General features: G+C 30.6%; 3 protein-coding genes. All 3 read right to left on the bottom strand.

Annotated elements, in window-relative coordinates; translation table 11 throughout:
* Positions 1-225 (bottom strand): hypothetical protein (locus ACW2QF_RS14570; protein WP_455716736.1); only part of this gene is annotated, 225 nt, incomplete at its 3' end.
* Positions 222-962: a LytR/AlgR family response regulator transcription factor gene (locus ACW2QF_RS14565; protein WP_455716735.1), complete on the bottom strand. Its 741-nt coding sequence runs from the start codon at positions 960-962 to the stop codon at positions 222-224. The genes ACW2QF_RS14570 and ACW2QF_RS14565, both read right to left, overlap by 4 nt.
* A gap of 237 nt (positions 963-1199) precedes the next feature.
* A partial coding sequence (locus ACW2QF_RS14560) for a polysaccharide biosynthesis protein (protein ID WP_455716734.1) occupies positions 1200-2914 on the bottom strand: 1715 nt, incomplete at its 5' end.

Raw genomic sequence — 2914 nt, 5'->3', positions numbered from 1 at the left:
TAAAAAAAACCATGCTATATTTACTGTTATCATTAACATAATTGAACTAGGTACACAAAAATAATCAACCAGTATCACAAATTGAGATAAGAATAGGACTGTTACTATTCCATTCTTTCGTGATTGTTTTGAAAAACAAATTGGCCTAAGTAATATATAGAATAATGCCATATCTGCTATATTGGCAATGTAATAATTAATTAATATATAAGCTAAATTTTTCATACTATATTCTCCCAAATCTTCATTTCCATAACAGCCGCAACTTTATGTATGTTTGCTTTACTAACTGGGATGCATATATGTTGATTTCCTACATATAATTCCGTTCTTTTAAAGGATAGGATCTGATTGATATTAACGATAAACCCATTGTGACATCGCAGAAAACATTCTTGTCCCAATTCTTTTTCTATGTCTTTTAAGTTAGCCATATATTCGTAGATTAAATCATCTGTTACAATCAATACGTTTTTTCCTTTTTTTTCAATGTACAGGATATCATATTGATATACATAAGTTATCTTTCCTTTAATTTTCATTTCAAATCTAGAGGAACCATATCTTTTTAATATAGTTTCATTATGATAATCTCTAATAATTTTATCTAATTTATTATAAAGTTTAGTCTTTTCAAGTGGTTTCAAGATATATGCACTCGCTTCTACTTCATATGCTAAATAACCAAATGAATCATAATTTGTTAAAAAAATAATTTTACATTCCTTATTATTATTCTTAATTGCTTTTGCGATATCTATTCCTGTCTTATCATCTATTTCAATATCTAATATAGCAATATCTATAGTATTTGAAACAATACATTTTAAGGCTTCTTTTGAGGAAATCGTTGAAAAAATATGAAAAAATATTTGCTCTTTTTGATTTTGATAATCAAGCAATACCTTTTTCATTACTTGAACTTGTTTACCTGAATCATCACATAATAATACATTCATCATGCAGTTACCTCCATTTCGAATGATGTTTTTTTCTTTATTTTACCATATTATTACATTATAGTAAATAGAATTGTCTATAATTTAACAAATATAAGTAAAAAACAAGGACTACATTACATGTAATCCCCGTAAAACTTTGATATTCTCTTTAATAAAATATTATTTATCAACGTCTTTCTTTGCTATTAGAAGTTTAAAGTAGGTTGGAAATGATATTTGCAAATAAAACCCCTATATTTATATTTGATTTGTATTTTTTTCTATATATTTATAGGTGGGAACAATATTATGTACAAGTTTACGTATATCAGAGCATTCATTTTCAGAAGCATCTTCTAGCTCCTTTATCCTAGTAAGAAATTCCTCTTTATCAATAGGAATTGACTTACCTATGTGTATAAGGTTATTCTCTGTATCTTGAATTCCTTCTTCATCTAATAAAGTCTCCTCATATAGTTTCTCTCCTGGACGTAATCCTGTATAAATAATTGATATATCTTTCCCTGGGGTAAAACCGGAGAGTCGGATAAGATTCTCTGCCAACTCCGAAATTTTAACAGGCTCCCCCATATCGAGAATAAAAATTTCTCCACCTTTCGCATAGGCTCCTGCCTGAAGAACTAAAGTAACTGCTTCCGTGATTGTCATAAAATAGCGTATGATATCGGGGTGTGTGACCGTTACTGGTCCTCCATTTTTTATTTGCTCCTTAAATAAAGGAATCACACTTCCATTACTTCCTAAAACATTACCAAAACGTACGGAAACAAATTCTGTCTTAGATGTAGAATTCATCGCTTGCATAATCATTTCACATATCCTTTTAGAAGCACCCATGATATTGGTAGGGTTCACAGCTTTATCCGACGATATCAAAACAAAACGCTCCACTGCGTAATAATCAGCTGCCTTTGCCACTTGATACGTTCCAATTACATTATTTTTAATTGCTTCATTAGGACTTTCTTCCATTAGAGGTACATGCTTATGCGCTGCAGCATGATATACGATATGGGGGCGATACTGTTCAAAAATCCAATTTATTCGCTTTGTATTACGTACAGAAGCAATTAAAACAATTAAATCCAATTGAGGATATTTCATTTTCAGCTCCTGTTGTATAAAATAGGCATTATTTTCATAAATATCAACAATGATCAACTGTTTTGGATTATAATTGGCTAATTGCCTGCATAGTTCACTGCCAATTGACCCACCACCCCCTGTAACCATGATTACTTTACCATTAACATAATCCATAATACTTTTGTTTTCAATCCGAATTGGCTCCCGCCCAAGCAAATCCTCAATCTGTACTGGTCGTAGAAAGCTTATACTGATTTCTTCATTAATTAACTGATACATACCTGGCAATATCTTTAATGAGCATCCTGTATCTTTGCAAATAGTACTTATCTCTTTTAACGTACTTCTTGGTACAGATGGCATTGCAATAATTATATCAGTTATTCTATGTACTTTTGCATTTTCAATAATACTAGATCGATCTCCAACTATCTTAACCCCCTGAATATATCTGTTAGTTTTACTTTTATTATCATCAATAGCACATATAACAGCTCCTTCTACATAATTACTGTTAATAATCTCCTTAATTATAGCACTTCCAGCTTCACCAGCTCCTATCACCATGATACGTTTTTTAACATTCCTTTGAGATTTGTATACTAATTGTCTAGAGTATCGATACATAAAACGACTTCCGCTGATACACAATATCATAAACACAGTACTTAACGGATAATAACTTCTCGGTACGTGTAACTCCATAACAAAGTGCATCCCTACCAACTGAATGCATCCAGATATTACACATGCAAATAAAATATTTGACATCTCGTCAATTCCTGCATATTTCCAAAGACTTTGATAAAGCCTGAATAAAAAAAATATTAATACTGTAGTAATCGTATTAATCAATGAATATTTAA

Source organism: Anaerosporobacter sp., from assembly GCF_965301125.1.
The sequence above is the reverse complement of the archived record's forward strand: the minus strand, read 5'-3'. Positions and strand labels throughout refer to the sequence as shown.

Coding starts and splice junctions, on each gene's coding strand:
- ACW2QF_RS14565 (WP_455716735.1), bottom strand. CDS start 962: ATGATGAATGTATTATTATGTGATGATTCAGGTAAACAAGTTCAAGTA.